Here is a 17425-nt window from a genome sequence, read left to right as displayed (position 1 = left end):
TGGACCTATGGAGATCTGGGGGCAGGTGAGAGCGGCGCGGCGCCTCGCGCGCAACCTCCTGCGCTCGCGCCGCAATCGCGCTCTGCTCGCGGAACGGCTCGAGGGCGTGACTCCTCCCGACCCCGGGGCGATCGAGATCGCCGTGTACTTCGCCGACACGTGCGTGAACCTCTACCAGATCAGGCAGTGGTACGCGCCGCTCGCCGAGCTCGCGCGCGAGCATCCGGTCGCGATCATCAGCCGCAGCCCCGGCACGATGATGACGCTCCTCGATGAGTCGCCCGTTCCCGCCGTCTACCTGCGCAGGGTGACCGACCTCGAGCGCTTCGTCGCCGAGCAGCCGCTGCGCCTCGTCTTCTACGTCAACCAGAACACCAAGAACTTCCAGATGTTCCGGTACAGCCGCATGTGGCACGTGTTCGTCAACCACGGCGAGTCGGACAAGATGTACATGACGACGAACCAGTACAAGGCATACGACTACGCGTTCGTCGCCGGTCAGGCCGCCAAGGATCGCCTCGCGCGCAAGCTGTGGAACTACGACCTCGACCGGCGCGTGCTCGAGATCGGGCGGCCGCAGGCCGACCACTTCGCCGGCGAGCTGCCGTTCACCCCCGACGACCGCACAGTCGTCCTCTACGCGCCCACCTGGGAGGGCGACCGCCCTGCCGCCGCGTACGGCTCGATCGCGAGCCACGGGGAGCGACTCGTGGATGCTCTGCTCGCGACCGGCCGCCACCGCGTCATCTACCGGCCGCACCCGCGCAGCGGTGTCGTCGACCGCGGGTACCGCGCGGCGCACCACCGCATCGTCGCCGCCCTCGCGCAGGCGAACGCCGCCGACCCCGCCGCCCACCACCTCTACGATTCGGGCTCGTCGCTCGGCTGGCAGCTCGTCGCGGCGGACGTCGCCATCACTGACATCTCGGCGATGATCTACGACCGGCTCGCGACCGGCAAGCCGCTCATCGTCGCGCGGCCGGCGTCGGCGGACGCCGAGATCGACGAGTCCGGCTACCTGAGTGCGTGCGAGTGGCTGAGCGCCGAGCAGGCCGATCAGATCGTGCCGCTCGTCGACCACGTGCTCACGAGCACCGAGGCGCACGATGCACTCACGGCCTGGGTCACACGCTACTTCGGCGACACGACGCCGGGTGCGGCGACGGCGCGGTTCCATGCCGCGGTGGAGACCCTCTTCGATGAGTGGGAGCGTGCGGCGGCGGCGCACGCCGCCGACCCGATCACGAGCGAGTCCGACCCCCTCGACGACGAGGAAGACGAAGACGCCGTTCCCGGCGAGGACTGATCGCCTCGAGTTCGGCCATCCAGGTCAGCGGGGCTGGCCCGAACGCCTGACGCGCGGCGGTGACGACGCGACCGCCGATGATGCGATTGCTCGTGCCGCCGATGACCGCGCCGATGCCGAACGGGATGAGGCGGCCGGCCATGCCGGCCCCCTGCGCCACGGCGAAGCGCTTGGCCAGTTGCTCGCGCAACGCCCTGTTGAGGTAGCTCGTGACCGCCTTCGGCATGGTCGCGGTGATCGTCTCTCCCCAGTACTCGACTCGGTCGCCGCTGCGCGTCCCGGCGTGGCGCATGAACTGCTCGAGAAGCTCCTTGCCCGGCCCACCCAGCAGCAGTGCCATGACGAGGGTGTGGGCGCGCTCCTCGTCGTCGACGACGATGCCGTGAATCTCGGCGACCGACTGGGCGAACAGCGCCGTCATCTCGAAGAACAGCACAGTCTCGGCGCCGATGACGGTGAGGGTGATCGCGGTGCCGACCCCGGGAATGACCGAGGCTCCGCCGCTGCCGGCGCCGCTGAGGGTGACGCTCGCGAGGAACCGCTTCTCGAGAATGCGCACGACCTGCTCGGGCGACGCGGTGGGGTGCTGGCGGCGGATGCTGCGGATGTGCGCGAGCACCGCGGGCCGCTGCGCCGACATGGCCGCTCGCAGACCGCGAATCAGCGCGGGGTCGGCGGGAGCCCCGGGCTCGCCCTCGTGCGGTGTCAGGCTCACGTCACGCTCCCGTAGTCGGCGTCGTAGGCGGCGAGAACCTCACCGATCGGGCCGTCGAGCTTGAGCTCGCCCTTGTCGAGGTAGAGCCCGCGCGCGCAGAACCGCTTCAGGTCGCGCTCGTTGTGCGACACGAAGAAGAGGGTGCGGCCGGCGGAGAGCAGCTCGTCGATGCGCCGATAGCACTTGGCGCGGAAGGCCTTGTCGCCCACGGCGAGCACCTCGTCCACGAGCAGGATCGGCTCTTCGAGCCGCGAGATGACCGCGAACGCGAGCCGCACCTTCATGCCGCTCGACAGGTGCTTGTACGGGGTGCCGACGAAGTCGCGCAGCTCGGCGAAGTCGATGATCTCGTCGTAGCGGGCGACGATCTCGGCCCGGGGCATCCCGTGCAGTCCCGCCGTGAGGAAGACGTTCTCGCGCACCGTCAGGTCGTCGACGAAGCCGCCCGTGATCTCGATGAGGGGCGCGACACCGCCGTGCACCTCCACGGTGCCCTCGTCGGGCAGCATGACGCCCGCCACGAGCTTGAGCAGCGTCGACTTGCCCTGGCCGTTGCGGCCGACCACGCCGATGGCCTCTCCCTCGTGCACGGTGACGTCGATGCCGCGCAGCGCCCAGAACTCACCGGGGCGCGCGCGGCGGTCCCGCCCCGCGAACAGGTCCTTGAACGATCGCCGTCCCGTGCGATTGCGCCGGAACCGGATTCCCGCTCCGCTGGCCCGGATGACGGGTGCGCTCCTCGGCTCGGTCGTCGCCATCAGATCTCCTTGAGCACCGAGCGCACCATGCGCCGGAAGACGAGGATGCCCGCACCCAGGAAGAGGAGACTCATCGCGGCCGCGATGAGCACGGCGGTCGCATCGACCTGGTCGGGGAAGAAGCTCGCCCGGTAGAGCGAGATGATGCCCGCGAGCGGATTGAACGAGGCCCAGAGCTCCAGCCCGTCTGGCAGGTCGGAGAGGCCGTAGATGATGGGCGAGCCGTAGAACAGGAAGCGCAGGATGAGCTTGACCGCGCGCTCGAGGTCGCGGAAGAACACGACGAGCGGCGCGATCATCATGGCGAGCCCGACCGTGAGCACCGTCTGCAGCACCACCGCGAGCGGCAGCCACAGCACACCCCACGTGAGCGTGGCACCGAAGATGATGGCGAACACGACGATGACGGGGATGCTCGCGAGGAACTCGATGCCCTTCGCGAGCACGATCCGGTTGATCCAGACGGTGCGAGGGATGCGCGTCGAGCGCACGAGCTTCGCGTCCTTGATGAAGGCGCGCGTCGAGTCGCCGACGGCGCCGTTGAACCACATCCACGGCAGCAGGCCCGCGAGCAGGAACACGATGTAGGGCTCGGCACCGATCGTGCGCTGCACGATCTGCGTGAAGACGAACCAGTAGATGACCGCCATGACGAGCGGCTCGAGCACCGACCAGAAGTAGCCCAGGAATGACGTCGAGTACCGCACGCGCAGGTCGCGGCTCGTCAGCAGCCAGAGCGACTGGCGGTACGCATCGAAGCGCGAACGCGCGCGGCGCGGGGGGAGGGCGGTGGTCACGCGGTCAACGGTAGTCGTACCACCGCGCACTGCGGTGGAGGGCGCCGCCGGCGGCGGGTGGACCGGACGGCGGCCCCGATCGCTCAGACGAAGAGGTTGGCCCGCTCGAGGTCTTCGGCGAAGTCGACCTCGACCGCGTACAGGTCGCTGATGTCGACCGGCTCGATACGCACGCGGTCGTGCTCGATCGCGAGCTCGATGCCGCGCTCGAAGTAGTCCTGATCGGCGCAGCGAGTGAGGTGGTGCACGAGCGCGGCCTTGTCGCGGCTCGAGACGTAGTTGATGCCCACGGCCTCGCCGAGCCCGCCGACGACGGTCTTGGAGAGCTTCTCGATGAAGCCCTCGGCGTCGACCGTGTACTTGACCTCCTCGTCGCTCACCGTGGAGGTGTTGACGCTCACGAAGGAGCGGTCGGCGTGCACGAGCTCAGCCGAGCGGACGAGAGCCTGCGGGTCGAAGACGACATCGCCGTTCATCCACAGCACGCCGTGCTTGCCGGTCGCCTTAAGGGCGCGCAGCAGGCTCTTGGAGGTGTTGGTCTGGTCGTACTGCTCGTTGTAGACGTACTCGACGTCGGGGAACGCATCGATGATGTGCTCGAGCTTGTAGCCGACGACGGTCGTGATGGTCACGTCCGTGCCGAACGCGGCACGAATGTTGTCGTGCTGCTGGCCCATGATGGTGCGGCCGTCGCTGAGCTTGGTGAGCGGCTTGGGAAGCTCGCGGCCGAGGCGGCTGCCCATGCCCGCGGCGAGAATGACGATCTGAGTGGTCATGAAAGATGCTCCTGGTGTAGTCGAAGGGGACACACCGTTGTGCACCCTGCGATTTTAGCTGCGCGACGCTGAATCGTCACGCCCCGTTTACCTTTTGTTTCCCAATCGTGACGGGAGCGATGAACGAGATTCACCTGATGGGTGGGTGTGTGGGGTCGTGCCCCGCGTTGGTAGCGTTGAGCCGTGGAATCCTCGTCGCCGGCCGCTCAGGGCTCGAGCTCGTCCCGCAAGCCCGCGAAGCCCGCGAAGCCGGTGAAGCCCGCATCGCGGCGCACCGAGAAGCCCGAAGTCGCGACGCCCGGCCCGAAGAAGCCGGCCGGGGCGAAGCCGCGTGCGAAGAAGGCCGCCCCGTCGACGACAGCGCCGAGGGCTCAGCGGGCTCCTCGTTCGAAGCCCGAACCGCCACCGGTCGTCGTCGAGGTGACATCCCTGCGCAAGACCTACGGCTCCACGATCGCCGTCGACGACATCGACCTCACGGTGCGTCGCGGCTCGATGTTCGGGGTCGTCGGGCCTAACGGCGCGGGCAAGACCACGACGCTGTCCATGATCACGGGGCTGCTGCGGCCCGACTCCGGCACTGTGCTCGTCGCCGACTCCGACGTCTGGCGCGACCCGATCGCCGCCAAGAGGGTCACCGGGGTCCTGCCCGACCGCATGCGGCTCTTCGACCGACTCACCGGAGCGCAGCTGCTGTACTACTGCGGCATGCTGCACGGTCTCGATCGCTCGACGGCGTCCTCGCGCACGGAGGACCTCGGCATCGCGCTCGGTATCGAGGGCTCCCTCAACCGACCGGTGCGCGACTACTCCATCGGCATGGTCAAGAAGATCTCGCTCGCCGCAGCGATGATCCACTCTCCGCGCGTCCTCGTGCTCGACGAGCCCTTCGAGTCGGTCGACCCCGTGTCGACCTCGCAGGCGATCGATCTGCTGCAGCGGTATACGGCCAGCGGGGGCACGGTGCTGCTGTCGAGCCACAACATGGCGCTCGTCGAGCGCGTGTGCGACAGCGTCGCCGTCATCGTCGACGGCTCCGTGCTCGCCGTCGGCACGCTCGACGAGGTGCGCGGGAAGCAGTCGCTCGAGGAGCGCTTCGTCGAGCTCGCCGGCGGTCGCGTCGCGGTGGAGGGTCTCGAGTGGTTGACCACATTCTCCGACTGAAGCTCGCGCTGCTCGGCTCGGCCTTCCGGGGGGCTGCGAGCGCCATGCGCGCCCTTCTCGTCCTGGTCCTGGCGGGAGGCGTCGGCACGGCCCTCATCCTCCTCGCGCGCGAGGTGCAGGTGGAGCGCGCCGATCATCGCGCGGCGCTCATCATCGTGGCCTCGGCGATCGCACTGGGCATCGTCGTGGCACCGCTGAGTGCGGGGCTGGGCTCCGCTCTGGAGCCGCGACGCTTCGCGGCGTTCCCCGTGCCCCGCGGTCGGCTCGCCCTCGGCCTCATGCTCGCCGGAGTCGTGGGCGTTCCCGGGGCCCTCGCCGTCACGCTCGGCATCGCGTTCGAGATCGCCTGGGCCGACACCGACAAGGCCGGCCTCGCGATTCTCGCGGGGGTCATCGGAGCGATCGTCCTCGTCATGGCCGCCCAGTACCTCGTCGCGGCCACCGCGCAGCTCGCGGTCTCGAGCGCGGCCGTGCGCATGATCACGGCGGCGGCGCGACTCACGATCGCACTGGCCCTCGGTGCCGCAGCGATGGCCGTCGTTCTCGTGCAGAGCGGCGAGGACACCGAGGGGCTCATCGAGGTCGCCAGCGTGGTCGCGGCCACGCCCCTGGGCTTCCTGTGGGCTGCACCCGACGGTGTCGACGCCGAGATCGCGTGGCGACTGTTCGGGGGAGCCGTCGCGGTCGCTGTCATGGTCGCCGCCTGGCCGTGGGTCGTGAGCCGCATCGTGGAGGCGCCGCAGCGCATCCGATCGGCACCCGCCATCCGCGGGCTCGGCTGGTTCGATCTCGTGCCCGCGACGGCGTCGTCCGCGATCGCCGCGCGCAGCCTGCTCTACTGGACGCGCGACGCGCGGTACTGCGCGGTCATCATCGCCCTGCCCGTCGCCCCCGCGCTCATGATGGTCGCGCTCGCCGTCGCGGGGGCCCCCGTGCCGCTGCTGTGGCTCATCCCCGTGCCGGTGTTCGCCCTCTTCCTCGGCTGGTTCGGCCACAACGACGTCGCCTACGACCACTCGGCGATGTGGATGCACGTGGCCGCACCTCTTCGCGGGTTCTCCGACCGCTGGGGGCGCGTGGTGCCGCCGCTCCTCATCGGCACGCCGCTCATCCTGCTCGCCTCGCCGCTCGCGGCGCTGTGGTCGGAGGTGCCCGACGTGTATCCCGCCGTCGTCGGCACTGGTCTCGGCCTGCTGCTCACGGGGCTCGGAGTGTCGAGCGTCTCCTCCGCGCTGACCCCCTACCCGGCCGCGCGTCCCGGCGCGGGCCCGTGGGATCAACCACCGCTCCTCGGCGCCGCCGCGGGATGGGTCCAGTCGTTCACCCTGCTCGCGATCCTCGCGTTCATGGCGCCCTCCCTGACGCTCGCCGTCATTGGCCTGCTCGACGAGGACCCCGAGATGCTCGAACTGGCAGGGTGGGCCGGTGGGGCGACGGGGTTCGGGATGCTCGTGCTGGGCATCCTCATCGGGGGCTTCGTCTTCCGCCGCCGCGCACCGGAGCTCCTCGGCCTCCTCATGCGCACCTGAGCGCAGCCCGCCCCGCCGTCGTAGACTGACCCTCATGGCGACACTCGACGAGCCCGGCCAGGGCGGCGGCACCGACGTTCTCGACCGCGAGCTCGAGAAGCTGCTGGAGGACCGGCAGCTCGACGACGGCGACCACGAGCGCTTCTCGCACTACGTGCCGAAGGACAAGATTCTCGAATCCGCGCTCACCGGCAAGCCCGTGCGGGCGCTGTGCGGCAAGAAGTGGACTCCGGGGCGCGACCCCGAGAAGTTCCCGATCTGCCCCGACTGCAAGAAGATCTACGAGCGCATGCGCGACGAGTAGCTCGCCCGCCCCGCGGTGCGGTGCGGTGCGGTGTGCCAGATCTGGCGCGAAAGGGCGCTCGTCCTCCACAGTCGGCCCCATGTGCGGCGAATTTGACGAGACTGCGCGCAGGTCGTGTGCGAGCATCCCTGTCCTGCACCATCTCGTGCATGACCCGACCCGCGCGGCCCCTGCCCGATCACGTCCGCAACGAGACGATGTCCACGGCGGAAGCCCTTGCCCGCGGTGTGGCCGTCGACCGGCTGCGCCGCGCCGATGTGGTTCACCCCTTTCACGGTGTCGTCATGACGGGAGGTCGACCTCGGTCGATCGTCGACCGCGCGTGGGCGTACACCCAGGTGATGCCCGCGAGCGGGTGGTTCTCCCACTCGACGGCGGCGCTCCTGCTGGGCCTGCCTCTGCCGCGCTCTCGCGAGCAGGGGCCGCTGCACGTCACGGTAGATCGGGGTTCGCGCGCTCCGCGAGGCGCGGGTGTCGTCGGTCACCAGCGCGGGTTGCCCGAGCCCTCATGGTCAACGCGCTTCGTGCCCACGAGCGCTGGCGAGCTCGTACCGCTGCGGGTCGCGTCCCCGGGTGCGGTGGCACTCACGACGGCGTCGCTTCTCGCGCTTCCCGATCTGGTCGCACTCGTCGACGCGCTACGGCTGGTCGACGAGCCCTCGGCCTTGACCGACATCGATCGGATGCTCGCGCACAGTTCTCGACGCGCGGGCGCCGCGGCGCTGCGTCGGGCACGGGCGCTATCTGAGGCCGGCGTGCGTTCGAGAGCCGAGACCCACCTTCGGCTGGTGCTCGCCGCGGCCGGGTTGCCTCGTGCCTGCGTAGCGCCCGCCGTCGTTACGCCGCTCGGTGAGCTGCACCCGGATCTCGCGTGGCCAGAGTTCCGCGTGCTCGTGGAGTACGAGGGTGACCACCACAGGACGGACGCGCGCCAGTTCGCCTTCGATCTCGCACGCTTCGATGCCTTTGCCGACGCCGGCTGGCAGTCGATTCGTGCGACGAAGGACGATGTGTACCTGGATTCTCGTCGGATCGTCTCGACGGCGGCACGTCGGCTGCGCGCTGCGGGCTGGCGGTCGAGAGGGCCAGTGCGTCCGCTCCCCGCCCCGATCGCCATCCCGTAGCTCGCACGACTCCCCGCGACGACGCCAACGCTCCCAGATTCGCCTCAACGTGGGTGCAGCCGCACCCTCAAGCGCCGATACGCGCCAGATCTGGCACCGTGAAGGGTCTGCGGGCAGACCCGGCGCCCCGGTACCCTGGGGGCATGGCGGAGAGTGCGGGTGGTTGGCGGCTCGGGGGAGCGATGCGCGGGCTGTTCACGCGCCCGACCATCGACGAGGGCACGTGGGACGACCTCGAGACGGCGCTCATCGGCGCCGATTTCGGCCCTGACGTGACTGACGAGATCCTGGACCAGCTCCAGGAGCAGGTGAACCGGTTCCGCACGACGGACCCGGCCGACCTGAAGCGGATGCTGCGTGAGGCTCTCGAGGAGCGTCTCGCCGCCTTCGACCCCACCCTCACGCTCAGCGACCGCCCCGCCGTCGTGCTGGTGGTCGGCGTCAACGGGGTCGGCAAGACCACGACGATCGGCAAGTTCGCCCAGTTTCTCACCAGCAGGGGTCGCAGTGTCGTCGTCGGTGCGGCCGACACCTTCCGCGCCGCGGCGGTCGACCAGCTCGCGACATGGGCCGAGCGTGCGGGAGCCGACGTCGTGCGCCCCCAGCAGCAGGGCCAGGATCCGGCGAGCGTCGCCTACCAGACCGTCGACCACGCGACTCGCACCGGCACCGACATCGCGATCATCGACACGGCGGGCAGGCTGCAGACCAAATCGGGCCTCATGGATGAACTGGCCAAAGTTCGCCGCGTCGTCGAGAAGCTCGGCCCCATCGCCGAGGTGCTCCTCGTGCTCGACGGCACGACGGGTCAGAACGGGGTCGCTCAGGCGGAGGCGTTCATCGAGCACGCGGGCGTCACGGGCCTGGTCGTGACGAAGCTCGACGGTTCGGCCAAGGGCGGCTTCGTGCTGCGCGTGCAGCAGCAGACGGGCATCCCGATCAAGCTCATCGGGCAGGGCGAGGGCATCGGCGACCTGACGGGCTTCACCCCCCACGTCTTCGCGGCGAGCCTCGTCCCGTAGCCGTCGCGGGCACCGCCTTCCGCCAGATCTGGCGCGAGAGGGCGCTCGCGTCCAGGCTCAAGCGCCCTTTCGTGCCAGATCTGGCACGAGTGGGCACGGCGGCGTGCGCCGCAGCGCGCCCTGGTGGGGCTACTCGGCGTCGCGGGCGGCGGCGTGCTCGGTGCCGAGCATCCGGTACGTGTCGGCGTTGGCGCGGATCGCCGCCACCTCGTCGTCCGTCAGCTCGCGACGAACCTTGCCGGGCACGCCGGCGACGAGTGAGCGAGGCGGCACCGTCGTGCCCTCGAGCACGACGGTGCCGGCGGCGACGAGCGACTCGCGGCCGATGACGGCGCCGTTGAGCACGGTCGCGCTCATCCCGATGAGACAGTCGTCCTCGATCGTGCACCCGTGCAGCATCGCGGCGTGACCCACGCTCACGCCGCGACCGACGATCGTGGGCTTGCCGGGATCGCCGTGCACCGACACGTTGTCTTGCAGGTTGGAGCCCTCGCCGAGCTCGATGCGGTCGCGGTCGGCGCGCAGCACAGCGCCGTACATGATGACGGCGTGCGCGTGCACGTGCACATCGCCGACGAGGGTCGCGTTGTCGGCGATGAAAGCGGTGGGGGCCACCTCGGGCGTGTAGCCGAAGATCGTGCGGCGCATGGGTACTCCTCGACTGCTCAGCGGCCGATGCCGGGTTCGGCCCGACCGCACCCCAGTCAAGCAGAGTCGCCGCACCTACAATGGGGGCACCATGGCAACTTTCGGCACGCTCTCCGACCGGCTCACCTCGACCTTCAGCGCTTTGCGCACGAAGGGCAAGCTCAGCCCGGCCGACGTCGACGGCACTGTGCGCGAAATCCGTCGAGCTCTGCTCGATGCCGATGTCGCTCTCCCGGTCGTCAAAGACTTCACCGCTGCGGTGCGCGAGCGCGCTCTCGGCGACGAGGTCAACAAGGCGCTCAACCCGGCGCAGCAGGTCGTGCAGATCGTCAATGACGAGCTCGTCGGCATCCTCGGCGGCGAGCAGCGCCGCCTGCAGTTCGCGAAGACCCCGCCGACGGTGATCATGCTCGCGGGCCTCCAGGGGGCGGGCAAGACGACGCTCGCGGGCAAGCTCGCTAAGTGGCTCAAGGCCGACGGTCACACGCCGATCCTCGTCGCGGCCGACCTCCAGCGCCCGAACGCCGTGCAGCAGCTGCAGGTCGTGGGCGAGCAGGCGGGTGTCGCGGTCTACGCCCCCGAGCCCGGCAACGGGGTCGGCGACCCGGTGAAGGTTGCGAAGAACGCGATCAAGCACGCTCGAGACAAGCAGCACGATGTCGTGATCGTCGACACCGCCGGTCGTCTCGGTGTCGACGCCGAGCTCATGAAGCAGGCGGCGAACATCCGCAAGGCCGTCGACCCCGACGAGGTGCTCTTCGTCATCGACGCGATGATCGGTCAAGACGCGGTGAGCACGGCGAAGGCGTTCCAGGAGGGCGTCGACTTCACGGGCGTCGTGCTGTCGAAGCTGGATGGCGACGCGCGCGGCGGCGCCGCGCTGAGCGTCGCGAGCATCACGGGCCGCCCCATCATGTTCGCCTCCACCGGTGAGGGCCTCGACGACTTCGAGCCGTTCCACCCGGATCGCATGGCGAGCCGCATCCTCGACCTCGGTGACATCCTCACGCTCATCGAGCAGGCGCAGAAGTCGTTCGACGAGGAGGACGCGAAGCGCACGGCGGAGAAGTTCGCGACCGACAGCTTCACGCTCGAAGACTTCCTTGCGCAGATGCAGCAGCTCAAGTCGATGGGGTCCCTCAAGGGCATGCTCGGCATGCTGCCCGGTGCGCGGGGTATGAAGGATCAGCTGGAGAACTTCGACGAGGGGGAGCTCACGCGCACGGAAGCGATCATCCAGTCGATGACACCGAAGGAGCGCCAGCTGCCCAAGCTCCTCAACGGCTCGCGCCGCTTGCGCATCGCTCGCGGTTCTGGAACGACGGTGACCGAGGTCAACGCCCTCGTGAACCGCTTCGAGCAGGCCGCGAAGATGATGAAGACGATGGCGAAGGGCGGCATGCCCCAGATGCCGGGCATGGGCCCCATGCCCGGCATGGGCGGCGGCGGGGGAGCGGCGACGGCCCGCAAGGCCGCGGCCAAGAAGAAGGGCAAGGGCAAGTCGCGGTCGGGCAACCCCGCGAAGCGGGCGGCGGAGGAGGCCGCTCGCGCGCAGGGGCTGAGTGCCGGTGGTGGCACGGGCGCATCCGGCAGCAGCTTCGGTCTCGGCGGCGGGGCCGCGACCGGCGAGAAGCAGCCGACGCCGGAGGAGCTCGAGGCCCTGCAGAAGTTCCTCGGCCGCTGAGAGCGGCCCGCGCGACAGTCCTAGGCTGAGGGCATGACGACTCGACCCGTGCGCCTCGGCGTGCAGCTCGCCCCGCAGCACGCGCCCTACGAACTCATCCGCGACACGGCAACCGAGCTCGAGGAGCTCGGCGTCGACATCCTCTTCACCTGGGACCACTTCTTCCCGCTCAGCGGCGAGCCCGACGGCCTGCACTTCGAGTCGTGGACGATGCTCGCAGCCCTCGCCGAGCAGACCAGCCGCGTCGAGCTCGGCGCGCTCGTGAACTGCAACAGCTACCGCAATCCGAGCCTGCAGGCCGACATGGCCCGCACGATCGACCACATCAGCGCGAAGGGCGGCACGGGCCGCTTCCTCTTCGGCACGGGTTCGGGCTGGTTCGAGCGCGACTACGTCGAGTACGGCTTCGAATTCGGCACGGTGGGGGAGCGACTGGATGCTCTCGCGCGAGACCTGCCGATCATCCGGTCGCGCTGGCAGGCCCTGAACCCGCAGCCCACGCGCGAGATCCCCATCCTCATCGGTGGGGGCGGCGAGAAGAAGACTCCCCGCATCGTGGCCGAGCACGCCGACATCTGGCACTCGTTCAGCGACGCGCCCACGCTCGAGCGCAAGCTCGGCGTCCTCGCCGAGCACGGGCGCGCGGTGGGCCGCGACACGAGCGAGATCGAGACATCGGTCGAGGTGCGCAGCCGCACGATGGCGGAGGCGGACGAACTGCGGGCGATGGGCGCGAGCCTCTTCACGCTGGGCATCACGGGGCCCCGCTACGACCTCGCGAAGGTGCGCGAGTGGCTTGCCTGGCGGGACGACCAGCGCTGAGCATCCCGTCGCGGTCACAGACGCCGCGAAAATCTGCCAGAATAGGCGGTCGAGTGCTCGCGCGTCCGACCCTCTAATCAGACGCTGCGAGAAACCATCACGAGCTTCCGCGCCGAGTGTGCCCCACGCAACCGGCTGCGACTCACTTCCTTCACACATTTCGGAGAAACGTGGCTGTCAAGATTCGTCTCAAGCGCATGGGCAAGGTCCGTGCACCGTTCTACCGCATCGTCGTGGCCGACTCGCGCAAGAAGCGCGACGGCCGCGTGATCGAGGAGATCGGCAAGTACCACCCCACCGAGGAGCCCTCGTTCATCGAGGTGCAGTCCGAGCGCGCCCAGTACTGGCTGAGCGTCGGCGCCCAGCCGAGCCCTCAGGTGCTCGCGATCCTCAAGCTCACGGGCGACTGGGGCACCTTCAAGGGCGAGAAGGGCGCGACGAGCACCGTCAAGTCGCCCGAGCCGAAGGCGGCCTTCAGCGTCGACGAGAAGAAGAAGCCTGTGCTCAAGCCCAAGGCCGAGAAGCCTGCGGAGAAGCCCGCCGAGGAGGCGCCTGCTGCTGAGGCGCCCGTCGAGGATGCTCCCGCTGCCGAGGCGCCCGCCGAGGAGGCCAAGGCTGAGGATGCTCCCGCCGAGGCCCCCGCCGCCGACGAGGCCCCCGCGGCCGAGGCCGACAAGGCCTAGTGACTCGTGCTCGCTGACACTCTCGAACACCTCGTCAAGGGGATCGTCGATCACCCGGACGACGTCGAGGTCGTCGCGCAGAGCTCTGCGCGCGGCGAGGTCCTCGAGGTGCGTGTGCACCCCGAGGACCTCGGCCGCGTCATCGGCCGCGGCGGTCGCACCGCCAAGGCCCTGCGCACGGTGATCTCGTCGCTCGCCGACGGCCGCCGAGTGCGCGTCGACGTCGTCGACACCGATCAGTGAACGCGCCCACCTCAGAGCGTCCACAACTCCGGGTCGGTCGGCTCGTCAAGGCCCACGGGCTCAAGGGCGCCCTCAAGCTCGAGCTCTACACCGACGCGCCCGAGCGGCGCTTCACACCGGGCGCGAGCTTCTCGCTGCAGGTGCCCGAGTCGTCCGACTGGCACGGCAAGACCCTCACCCTGACCGAGCTGCGCTGGTACAACGCGCAGCCGGTGGCCTTCTTCGAGGGCGTCGACGACCGCACGGCGGCCGAGTCGCTCGTCAAGGCGATCCTGTGGATCGACCAGGTCGACGACGAGCCGGCGGAGGACGACGCCTGGTACGACTTCCAGCTCGTCGGCCTGCGTGCGATGCGCGACGGGGTCGAGGTGGGCACGATCGTGCGCGTCGACCACCTCCCCGCCCAGGATCTCCTCGCCGTGCGGACGCCGCATGGTGAGGTTCTGGTGCCCTTCGTCGGCGCGATCGTGCCGGTCGTCGACATCGCGGGCGGCACCGTGACCCTCACTCCGCCCCTCGGTCTCTTCGAGGAGCTGCCCGACGCGCCCGACGACGCACCCGCGGAGGACGAGTCGAAGGATGCACCCGCCTAGGCTGGGGCTGTGCGCTTCGACATCGTCACGATCTTTCCCGAATTCTTCGGGGCCCTCGACGTGTCGCTGCTGGGCAGGGCCCGGCAGGCGGGAGTGATCGAGGTCGGCGTGCACGACCTTCGCGACTTCACGCATGATCGTCACCGCACGGTCGACGACACTCCGTACGGCGGCGGCGCTGGCATGGTCATGAAGCCCGAACCGTGGGGCGAGGCGCTCGACAGCGTCGTGCGCGACGACAGCATCATTGTCGTTCCGAGCCCTGCGGGGCATCCCTTCACGCAGCGTGAGGCACGAGAGCTCTCCACCCGCGAGCACCTCGTTTTCGCGTGCGGTCGCTACGAAGGCATCGACCAGCGCGTCATCGACCACTACGCTGACCGCAACGAGGTGCGCGAGATCAGTCTCGGCGACTACGTGCTCAACGGAGGGGAGGTGGCGGCGATGGCGATCATCGAAGCGGTCGGCCGACTCGTCCCCGGCGTCGTGGGCAACCCGGAGAGCCTCACCGAGGAGAGCCATGAGGATGGACTGCTCGAGTACCCCAGCTACACCAAGCCCGCTGTCTGGCGCGATCGGGCAGTGCCGGCCGTGCTGCTGAGCGGCCATCACGGCGCTGTCGCGCAGTGGCGCCACGAGCAGCAGCTCGACCGCACCCGGCGGGTACGCCCCGACCTTCTGGCACCCGACCGTTCGGGGGAGGCGACGTGACCACGGGCGAGCGCTGGTGGCTGTGGTCGCAGCCTCTCGTCGCCGCGATCGCGCTGCTCGCGGGTGTCGCGGCGTGGATCCTGCAGGCAGTCGACCAGTACGCGCTGCTGCCCTCGGTGCAGAGCGTCGTCACCGGCACCTTCGTGCTCCCTGGGCTTGCGGTCTCCCTCGCCCTCAACCACGTCATCGTGCTGCGTCGTGCCGTGCCGATCCTCACGAGCGGAGAGAAGCTGCTGCTCGTCGCCCAGTACGCGCTCGCGATCATCGTCGTCGCGACCTCGCTCGACCCGGCGGCGCTCCTGCTCGGCTACCTGCTGTGGCCCCTGCTCATCGTCGCGGCGGTGTCGGCATGCGTCACCATGGTGCGCACGACGCGCGCCGACCGGCGCGGCGAGCAGTGGACCTCTCCGCTCGGACCCACGACCGACGAGGTGCCGCTCGTCGATTCCTCGGCGCGCTGACGCCCCGAGAGTGCGGCTGCGGTGCTCAGTCGCGCGCCGTGAGCACGAGGGGCCCTTCGGGCGTGATCGCGACGGTGTGCTCGGCGTGCGCGGCGCGGGAGCCCGTGCGCGAGCGCAGGGTCCACCCGTCGGGGTCGGTGTAGATCTCGTCGGTGTCGGGGATGAACCACGGCTCGATAGCCATGACGAGCCCCGCTCGCAGCTTGAGGCCGCGCCCCGCTCGACCGTCATTCGGCAGATGCAGGTCTCCGTGCATCGTGCGGCCCACGCTGTGACCGCCGAAATCGAGGTTGACGGGCATCCCGGCATCGTGCGCGACGTCGCCGATCGCGCTCGAGATGTCTCCCAGACGACCACCGACGCGCGCTCGCTCGATGCCGGCGGCGAGGGCCCTCTCCGCGGTCGCGATGAGCTCGAGGTCGCCGGGGCGCGGTTCACCTACGACGAAGCTGATCGCCGAGTCGCTCACCCAGCCGTTGACGGAGGCGGCGAAATCGAGCGTCAGCAGGTCGCCGTCGCGCAGAGCGTAGTCGTGCGGGAGGCCGTGCAGGGCCGCGTCATTGACCGACGTGCAGATCACTTTCCCGAACGGCGAGGCGCCGAACGAGGGGTGGTAGTCGATGTAGCAGCTCTCCGCGCCCTCGGCGCGAATCATGTCGTGCGCGAGTGCGTCCAGGTCGAGCAGGTTGACCCCGACGTCGGCGGCGGCGCGCGTCGCCGTCAGCACGCTCGCCACGAAGCGACCCGCTGGCCGCATCTCGTCGATCTCGGCCGGGGTGCGTAGCTCGATCATTCAGCTCCTGGGTAGGGGGACGTGGGTGCGCAGGTAGTCGCCGCACAGGGCGCGGGTCGCCTCGATGAAGCGCGCGTCACCATTCTTGTCCAATTGGAACGCTCGAGTGAGGAGCCCGCTCGCCATCTCGACCGCGACTTCGTAGTGGAACACGAGCTGATCGTCTGGCTCGAAGCCGTAGGTGGCCCCGGTCTGCTCGGCGAAGCGGCGCGCGAGGATCGAGTTGTTGCTGAGCTCGGGGTTGATGAAGCGCTGGTCGATGACGTCGCCGAATCGCAGGGCGCGAAAGCCCGGCTCGGTGCGGACGAGCTCCACGAAGACATCGAGCGTCGAGTCGAACGACGACCAGGGCTCCGGCCCCGAGTTCTCGATGCCGACCCACACCTTGGCGAGGTAGCGCTCGAGATTGCGGGCGGCGAGTGCTCGCAGCAGCGTCTGAATGTTCGGGAAGTACCGGTAGACGACGCCGACGGAGGACGATGAGCGCTTGGCGACGGCGCTCGTCGTGACGCCGTCGATGCCGTGGTCGTCGATGAGTGCGGCAGCGGCGTCCAGCAGCAGCTCGATCCTCTCCGAGCTGCGGCGCTGGATGGGCTCGGTGCGCATGACGACCTTGTCGGTCGCGAGCGCGGTGGTGTTCGTAGTCATGAGTGCTCTCCCCCCGAGAAGCGGTGTGGCGCGAGTGTAACGGCCGTGCGGTGATTCCCTGTCGGTATTCTCGCAGAAGGTTGGCTGGACGTACCCCCATATGGCATGATGAGTGATTGTGCCTCGGCACGGTTCTGCCACAGGGGAGCCGTCATCCTGCGAGGCTGCAGCACCGGTACGACTCCCTCTTACTCCCGCATTCGACCTGTGGCGGTTGCAGAAAGCGATGCATCATGCACATTCTCGATCACGTCGACGCAGCGTCTCTTCGCTCCGACATCCCCGACTTCCGCCCCGGTGACACTGTCAAGGTCCACGTCAACATCGTGGAAGGCAGCCGCTCGCGCATCCAGGTGTTCCAGGGCGTCGTCATCGGCCGCTCCAACGAGGGCATCCGCGAGACCTTCACCGTCCGCAAGGTGAGCTTCCAGGTCGGCGTCGAGCGCACCTTCCCCGTGCACTCCCCGGTCATCGACCACATCGAGGTCGTCACCCGCGGCGACGTTCGTCGCGCCAAGCTCTACTACCTGCGCGCTCTGCGCGGCAAGAAGGCCAAGATCAAGGAGAAGCGCGAGAGCTGAGCTTCCGCTCCTCACGTACGAAGGCCCCGCCGATCTTTCGGCGGGGCCTTCGTCGTTCCGCGA

General features: G+C 69.3%; 21 protein-coding genes. 14 read left to right on the top strand and 7 right to left on the bottom strand.

Features of this window, described 5'->3' with window-relative positions:
- Nucleotides 1–7 precede the first annotated feature (7 nt).
- Entirely contained in the window at nucleotides 8–1306 is a 1299-nt protein-coding gene (locus tag IE160_RS09415; RefSeq protein WP_191150905.1) for a CDP-glycerol glycerophosphotransferase family protein, read from the top strand.
- Here IE160_RS09415 and IE160_RS09410 read toward each other — a convergent pair.
- The 4 genes from IE160_RS09410 to IE160_RS09395 form a co-directional block, all read right to left on the bottom strand.
- The gene (locus IE160_RS09410) at nucleotides 1242–2021 is read right to left on the bottom strand and encodes a hypothetical protein (protein WP_179872360.1); all 780 of its coding nucleotides are present in this window, start codon (nucleotides 2019–2021) and stop codon (nucleotides 1242–1244) included. The genes IE160_RS09415 and IE160_RS09410 overlap by 65 nt on opposite strands.
- Nucleotides 2018–2779 (bottom strand): ABC transporter ATP-binding protein, encoded by a 762-nt coding sequence (locus IE160_RS09405; RefSeq protein ID WP_179872359.1) that lies wholly within the window; start codon nucleotides 2777–2779, stop codon nucleotides 2018–2020. Before IE160_RS09405 ends, IE160_RS09410 begins: the two co-directional genes overlap by 4 nt.
- On the bottom strand, nucleotides 2779–3576 hold the full coding sequence (locus tag IE160_RS09400; protein WP_179872358.1) for an ABC transporter permease: 798 nt from the start codon (nucleotides 3574–3576) through the stop codon (nucleotides 2779–2781). The genes IE160_RS09405 and IE160_RS09400 overlap by 1 nt, the downstream gene beginning before the upstream one ends.
- An 83-nt stretch (nucleotides 3577–3659) precedes the next feature.
- Nucleotides 3660–4352, bottom strand: a complete 693-nt coding sequence (locus IE160_RS09395; RefSeq protein ID WP_179872357.1) for a phosphocholine cytidylyltransferase family protein — start codon at nucleotides 4350–4352, stop codon at nucleotides 3660–3662.
- Between the two features lie 183 nt (nucleotides 4353–4535).
- Between IE160_RS09395 and IE160_RS09390 the strand changes: the two genes are divergently transcribed.
- From IE160_RS09390 to ftsY, 5 genes are all read left to right on the top strand, one after another.
- Nucleotides 4536–5516, top strand: a complete 981-nt coding sequence (locus IE160_RS09390) for an ABC transporter ATP-binding protein (RefSeq protein ID WP_191150904.1) — start codon at nucleotides 4536–4538, stop codon at nucleotides 5514–5516.
- Nucleotides 5492–7045: a hypothetical protein gene (locus IE160_RS09385; RefSeq protein ID WP_191150903.1), complete on the top strand. Its 1554-nt coding sequence runs from the start codon at nucleotides 5492–5494 to the stop codon at nucleotides 7043–7045. The genes IE160_RS09390 and IE160_RS09385 overlap by 25 nt, the downstream gene beginning before the upstream one ends.
- Before the next feature lie 34 nt (nucleotides 7046–7079).
- The gene (locus tag IE160_RS09380) at nucleotides 7080–7349 is read left to right on the top strand and encodes a DUF3039 domain-containing protein (RefSeq protein ID WP_179872354.1); all 270 of its coding nucleotides are present in this window, start codon (nucleotides 7080–7082) and stop codon (nucleotides 7347–7349) included.
- A 149-nt stretch (nucleotides 7350–7498) separates the two neighbouring features.
- Nucleotides 7499–8473 (top strand): putative endonuclease domain-containing protein, encoded by a 975-nt coding sequence (locus IE160_RS09375; protein ID WP_179872353.1) that lies wholly within the window; start codon nucleotides 7499–7501, stop codon nucleotides 8471–8473.
- A 143-nt stretch (nucleotides 8474–8616) separates the two neighbouring features.
- Nucleotides 8617–9495: a signal recognition particle-docking protein FtsY gene (gene ftsY / locus IE160_RS09370; protein WP_152583165.1), complete on the top strand. Its 879-nt coding sequence runs from the start codon at nucleotides 8617–8619 to the stop codon at nucleotides 9493–9495.
- A gap of 129 nt (nucleotides 9496–9624) precedes the next feature.
- Here the strand turns inward: ftsY and IE160_RS09365 are convergent, their stop codons facing one another.
- Complete coding sequence (locus IE160_RS09365; RefSeq protein WP_191150902.1) at nucleotides 9625–10143, bottom strand: gamma carbonic anhydrase family protein; 519 nt, start codon at nucleotides 10141–10143, stop codon at nucleotides 9625–9627.
- Nucleotides 10144–10234: 91 nt separating this feature from the next.
- Between IE160_RS09365 and ffh the strand changes: the two genes are divergently transcribed.
- The 7 genes from ffh (at nucleotide 10235) to IE160_RS09330 (ending at nucleotide 15340) form a co-directional block, all read left to right on the top strand.
- Nucleotides 10235–11827 carry a signal recognition particle protein gene (gene ffh, locus IE160_RS09360; protein ID WP_179872350.1) on the top strand — a complete coding sequence of 531 codons (1593 nt, stop codon included), beginning with the start codon at nucleotides 10235–10237 and terminating at the stop codon, nucleotides 11825–11827.
- A 33-nt stretch (nucleotides 11828–11860) separates the two neighbouring features.
- On the top strand, nucleotides 11861–12649 hold the full coding sequence (locus IE160_RS09355; RefSeq protein ID WP_191150901.1) for an LLM class F420-dependent oxidoreductase: 789 nt from the start codon (nucleotides 11861–11863) through the stop codon (nucleotides 12647–12649).
- 170 nt (nucleotides 12650–12819) lie between these two features.
- Nucleotides 12820–13332, top strand: coding sequence for a 30S ribosomal protein S16 (gene rpsP, locus IE160_RS09350; protein WP_179872348.1), 513 nt, complete (start codon nucleotides 12820–12822; stop codon nucleotides 13330–13332).
- 6 nt (nucleotides 13333–13338) lie between these two features.
- Nucleotides 13339–13575 carry an RNA-binding protein gene (locus tag IE160_RS09345; protein WP_100822335.1) on the top strand — a complete coding sequence of 79 codons (237 nt, stop codon included), beginning with the start codon at nucleotides 13339–13341 and terminating at the stop codon, nucleotides 13573–13575.
- A complete protein-coding gene (gene rimM, locus IE160_RS09340; protein ID WP_191150900.1) occupies nucleotides 13572–14168 on the top strand; it encodes a ribosome maturation factor RimM in 597 nt (198 codons plus the stop codon). Before IE160_RS09345 ends, rimM begins: the two co-directional genes overlap by 4 nt.
- A gap of 9 nt (nucleotides 14169–14177) precedes the next feature.
- A complete protein-coding gene (trmD, locus tag IE160_RS09335) occupies nucleotides 14178–14879 on the top strand; it encodes a tRNA (guanosine(37)-N1)-methyltransferase TrmD (protein ID WP_179872346.1) in 702 nt (233 codons plus the stop codon).
- Nucleotides 14876–15340 (top strand): hypothetical protein, encoded by a 465-nt coding sequence (locus IE160_RS09330; protein WP_179872345.1) that lies wholly within the window; start codon nucleotides 14876–14878, stop codon nucleotides 15338–15340. Before trmD ends, IE160_RS09330 begins: the two co-directional genes overlap by 4 nt.
- A gap of 25 nt (nucleotides 15341–15365) precedes the next feature.
- Here IE160_RS09330 and map read toward each other — a convergent pair whose 3' ends face one another.
- Together map and IE160_RS09320 are read right to left on the bottom strand one after the other, a co-directional pair.
- Nucleotides 15366–16133: a type I methionyl aminopeptidase gene (map, locus tag IE160_RS09325; RefSeq protein ID WP_191150899.1), complete on the bottom strand. Its 768-nt coding sequence runs from the start codon at nucleotides 16131–16133 to the stop codon at nucleotides 15366–15368.
- On the bottom strand, nucleotides 16134–16781 hold the full coding sequence (locus tag IE160_RS09320) for a TetR family transcriptional regulator (RefSeq protein WP_191150898.1): 648 nt from the start codon (nucleotides 16779–16781) through the stop codon (nucleotides 16134–16136).
- Nucleotides 16782–17014: 233 nt separating this feature from the next.
- On the opposite strand from IE160_RS09320, the gene rplS reads away from it, so the two are divergent.
- On the top strand, nucleotides 17015–17362 hold the full coding sequence (gene rplS, locus IE160_RS09315; protein WP_179872342.1) for a 50S ribosomal protein L19: 348 nt from the start codon (nucleotides 17015–17017) through the stop codon (nucleotides 17360–17362).
- Nucleotides 17363–17425 lie beyond the last annotated feature (63 nt).

Source organism: Chryseoglobus sp. 28M-23 (assembly GCF_014789785.1).
Classification (GTDB): Bacteria; Actinomycetota; Actinomycetes; order Actinomycetales; family Microbacteriaceae; genus Microcella; species Microcella indica.
This window is presented reverse-complemented; position numbering and strand designations above follow the sequence as displayed.

Excerpts from the sequence above, each read along its gene's own strand:
- rplS (WP_179872342.1), top strand. The coding sequence starts at position 17,015 with ATGCACATTCTCGATCACGTCGACGCAGCGTCTCTTCGCTCCGACATC.
- IE160_RS09395 (WP_179872357.1), bottom strand. The coding sequence starts at position 4,352 with ATGACCACTCAGATCGTCATTCTCGCCGCGGGCATGGGCAGCCGCCTC.
- IE160_RS09375 (WP_179872353.1), top strand. The coding sequence starts at position 7,499 with ATGACCCGACCCGCGCGGCCCCTGCCCGATCACGTCCGCAACGAGACG.
- IE160_RS09355 (WP_191150901.1), top strand. The coding sequence starts at position 11,861 with ATGACGACTCGACCCGTGCGCCTCGGCGTGCAGCTCGCCCCGCAGCAC.
- IE160_RS09380 (WP_179872354.1), top strand. The coding sequence starts at position 7,080 with ATGGCGACACTCGACGAGCCCGGCCAGGGCGGCGGCACCGACGTTCTC.
- IE160_RS09405 (WP_179872359.1), bottom strand. The coding sequence starts at position 2,779 with ATGGCGACGACCGAGCCGAGGAGCGCACCCGTCATCCGGGCCAGCGGA.
- IE160_RS09320 (WP_191150898.1), bottom strand. The coding sequence starts at position 16,781 with ATGACTACGAACACCACCGCGCTCGCGACCGACAAGGTCGTCATGCGC.
- map (WP_191150899.1), bottom strand. The coding sequence starts at position 16,133 with ATGATCGAGCTACGCACCCCGGCCGAGATCGACGAGATGCGGCCAGCG.
- ffh (WP_179872350.1), top strand. The coding sequence starts at position 10,235 with ATGGCAACTTTCGGCACGCTCTCCGACCGGCTCACCTCGACCTTCAGC.
- ftsY (WP_152583165.1), top strand. The coding sequence starts at position 8,617 with ATGGCGGAGAGTGCGGGTGGTTGGCGGCTCGGGGGAGCGATGCGCGGG.
- IE160_RS09365 (WP_191150902.1), bottom strand. The coding sequence starts at position 10,143 with ATGCGCCGCACGATCTTCGGCTACACGCCCGAGGTGGCCCCCACCGCT.
- IE160_RS09415 (WP_191150905.1), top strand. The coding sequence starts at position 8 with ATGGAGATCTGGGGGCAGGTGAGAGCGGCGCGGCGCCTCGCGCGCAAC.